The organism is Desulfonatronum sp. SC1, from assembly GCF_003046795.1.
In the GTDB taxonomy this organism is placed as follows: Bacteria; Desulfobacterota; Desulfovibrionia; order Desulfovibrionales; family Desulfonatronaceae; genus Desulfonatronum.
On record NZ_PZKN01000062.1, the window covers coordinates 1 to 3,400 of the forward strand.

6 protein-coding genes are annotated in these 3,400 nt (G+C 52.8%); 4 read left to right on the top strand and 2 right to left on the bottom strand.

Going from position 1 to position 3,400, the window contains the following annotated elements:
* Positions 1–376: 376 nt before the first annotated feature.
* Both C6366_RS18270 and C6366_RS18275 read right to left on the bottom strand, forming a co-directional pair.
* On the bottom strand, positions 377–598 hold the full coding sequence (locus C6366_RS18270; protein ID WP_233248569.1) for a hypothetical protein: 222 nt from the start codon (positions 596–598) through the stop codon (positions 377–379).
* Between the two features lie 14 nt (positions 599–612).
* Positions 613–891, bottom strand: coding sequence for a flagellar protein FlaG (locus C6366_RS18275; protein WP_107740612.1), 279 nt, complete (start codon positions 889–891; stop codon positions 613–615).
* A 396-nt stretch (positions 892–1,287) separates the two neighbouring features.
* Here C6366_RS18275 and C6366_RS18280 point away from each other — a divergent pair, with 396 nt between their 5' ends.
* The 4 genes from C6366_RS18280 (at position 1,288) to C6366_RS18290 (ending at position 3,195) form a co-directional block, all read left to right on the top strand.
* Entirely contained in the window at positions 1,288–1,821 is a 534-nt protein-coding gene (locus tag C6366_RS18280) for a hypothetical protein (RefSeq protein ID WP_107740614.1), read from the top strand.
* Positions 1,822–1,844: 23 nt separating this feature from the next.
* Positions 1,845–2,000, top strand: a complete 156-nt coding sequence (locus C6366_RS19760; RefSeq protein ID WP_158269864.1) for a hypothetical protein — start codon at positions 1,845–1,847, stop codon at positions 1,998–2,000.
* Between the two features lie 300 nt (positions 2,001–2,300).
* Complete coding sequence (locus C6366_RS18285) at positions 2,301–2,669, top strand: hypothetical protein (protein WP_107740616.1); 369 nt, start codon at positions 2,301–2,303, stop codon at positions 2,667–2,669.
* A 64-nt stretch (positions 2,670–2,733) separates the two neighbouring features.
* Positions 2,734–3,195: a DUF1566 domain-containing protein gene (locus tag C6366_RS18290; protein WP_107740618.1), complete on the top strand. Its 462-nt coding sequence runs from the start codon at positions 2,734–2,736 to the stop codon at positions 3,193–3,195.
* The last annotated feature ends 205 nt before the right edge of the window (positions 3,196–3,400 follow it).

The window sequence follows — 3,400 nt, forward strand, 5'->3', positions numbered from 1 at the left end:
ACAATGCAGCAGATGCGCACACTCCATTCATGTCTTTGTTGGAATGCCGGGGCACGAAAAGCGACCCGCAAGCTTGAGGAACCAAGCGACGCCCAGGCCCAGATACTGAAGGCCATGGGCTACGGAGCGAGCAGTGGGGTCTTACAGGAATTGGCGACTTAACACACCGAAATCACTTGCGTTTTCAAAAAAAATGACGTTCAATCTGTTAAACTCCTGTCAGGGATTTACCCAGGACTTGCCCTTGGCAACGCCATCCAATGCTCTGCCCATCAGGCTATTGCTGGAAAAGGCCGGACATCTCACAGCAAAAGTCCGTGGGAATCAAAGCGATTCCCACGGGCAATGCGACATTGAGTGATTTCTTTTCTTCGAACTAAATCTCGACGTTCAGGTTTTCCCCTTTACCCATGGCACCGGCCATCAATACCTTGGTTTGAAAGTCATAGTCAGCGTTGGTGTTGTTGGCAGCGCCACTGCCCATTTGATTGACAGCGTCCAATGTCTTGGAGACAACATCAGCTCCCATGGTCGAATTTTGCAGGGTTTTCGCAAGCATGGCCATACTTGCCTGCCCTTGTGCTGATCCAATTTCCATTATGTTCCTCCTTGTTATAGATTCTGGTTTACAACAAATCCGTTCATTTCCTTAATCGACGAGGACAGCTTGATGATTTCGTCGGGCGGAAATCGGCGAATCACCTCGTTCGTCTTTGGATTGAACACTTCAATCTGGAAGCCGTCTTTGCCATCCCCCGAACTCAAACGGATATTCAATCCGGTGTCCTTCAAACGCTCCTTGGCCATTTCCATGGTCTTTGAAAAATCTTCAACCCGGTTTAAAGAAAGGTCATCGAGCCGGGCAGGTTGTACGTTTTCAGCCAGAGGCATTCGGGGCGACTCATGGGATGGAGCCGCTTGGGGCGGTATTCTTCCTTAGACATAGGACGGAGCGTGGTGAAAACTGTTGATTTGCATGACCTTTCCTCCGCTTGGCATTTCTTATGAGTCTGATTGTGGATTGGGTTGGGTCTTATTCTTATCGGCAGGATGAAAGAAAACTTTAGGGTCCTGTCGCCAGGAAGCGAAGAAGTTGTTGCAGTCCAGCAGAGCGAGTGACCAGCAACGCATGGCTGTCAGGTATTTGATCCGGTACATGTACAGGCCCGGGCGGTTTTCCAGAAAGTCCTCAGAGGGGCGAGTGGAAGCCAGCGGGCTTCTGCGGCAGGTAGAGAGGATAATTTGACGCTGGATACGCACCAAACAATGTAACATCAAGGAAAAGACATGTCTGCATCATCAGTTTTTGCCGAAATCCAGGATTTTTATAAGATCATCCCCATGAAGCCATTACGCAGGACGCCGGGAGTCATTTTCGACAATGTTCCAATGGAACTTTTGCCTCGTATCAATGCCATTGATCGGGTTATCCACGCCCAAAGCGCGGTTTCTCCAGGGCCGGTTGGGGATGTAGCTCGCCCCTGGTACATGCACCCTTCCCAGGACGATAACCTGATCGTTCTTCAGGGTACCCGGCATGTTGACATTTACCTCCAAACTCATGGCCTGTTCAGCTTCACCGTGACACCCAGCCAGATCCTCCAGGATGGGAAAATCCTGTTTGACGGACCGGCAATGCTTGTCTGGCCCAGGTTTGTCTTTCATCGCATCACCAGCGGACCTGAGGGGTCAGCATCTCTCAATTTCGCAGTTCATTACGAGGGACTGGACTTGCGCACCAACTTCAATATTTATGATGTTGATCTCCAAACAGGACAGTATCGGGTCATCCGTGAAGGCTTTCAGGATCAAAATCCATAGCCTTTTCCTGGAAAGCCCTGGGCGTGGACATCCGGGGCCGCTCCCACGGCCTGCGCATCAACTACCGCACCTCCCACCAGATCAGAAAACAAGTCGACCGCCTCCTGGCCCCCAAGCTGGCCGACGTGGACGGCTCCGGGTCAAATTATGAGGGGCACGGCGGGCTCCAGGCCAAGTGATCGAGAGGACAAGCCTGCGCTGGATTATCCCCTGTATTGCTCCACCAACAGCACCCTGATATTCACATCCATCCCAATAGTCACACCACCCCAGCGCGATCAGCAAACGGCATGGGGACAGCTTATTATTTGCCAGAAGTGTTGGCAGTGCCAACGGAATTGGCGCAAGCAGTAGAGGTTTGATTGGTTGGCATAATTTATTAACATTCTGGAATTGTTTTGTTTTTTCTCTGGCATGGATCGTGCTAAGAAAGAAGCATTGTCGAAATTAAACCTTCAACTCACAAGAGGAGATTGAAAATGCGAAAACTCATCCTGTCCGCGACCCTGGCCCTGCTGTTCATGGCAACCCCCAACCTTCACGCCGCAACCGGCACCTATATCGACTGCGTCCACGGCTGCCCCGACCTGCTCGACTGCATCGCCTGCTGCAACCAAACCTTCACGAGCATAAAGGATTCCTGCGATGCGAAATGGAACCAGTGCGAGGCCCTGTGCCCCCCGGGGAACATGGACTGTCTCGATGAATGCGTGATGGACAGAAACGATTGCCTCGGGAAGGACACGCGGCATTTCGACTGCCCGCACTGGAAGGGCGGCGGCCCGCAGCCGGGTTTGACAAAGGACAACAGTTGTAGTTGGCCCTGTCACGGAGGCCCAACATCCTGAAGTGAATGACTCTATTTTCCAGAAACCACCACTGTTCACAAACGAAAGGGGGAGGAGAAACACCATGGCAAATATCTGGACAAAGTTTTTCACAACAGCGGCCCTGGCCTTCATGCTCTGCCTGACAGGGCTGGTCGTGTCCGGCGAAGCCCAGGCCCAGAGGTTCGTGGACAATGGGAACGGGACGGTGACGGATACGGTGACGGGACTGATGTGGACCAAGGATGCCAATATGTTTGGCAACATGGATTGGGATTCCGCCACATCACGATGCGCTTCGCTTGCCGTGGATGGCATCACGGGATGGAGACTGCCCTCAAAGGGTGAGTTCCCCGAAATCTACAGTGCAACTCGCGGCCAGCATCCTTTTGAAGGAATCCAAGGTGATTGTTATTGGGCCAGCACCCATTACACAGGTTATGGGGAGCATGCGCGTTATTCCATGCATATGTTCACAGGAAGATTATCCAAGCTAAGTCATAAAGATAATCCATTCTACGTCTGGTGTGTCCGTAATACCTATTGATTCGCCGTAGAGAACAATCACACACCCTCTGCGCAATGGCCGCCTGTCCTTCAGGGATGGGCGGCCTTGCTGTTTCTGGCGTGGGCCACCTGCAAGGCGCGAGGATGCCCTGTACGGGCTTCAACCAACGGCGGGCAGGGCTCGGTATGACCCAGGAGCGGGAGGCGGTCAGCGGCGGAGTGGATCGGGGCGATCAGGGAGGGGG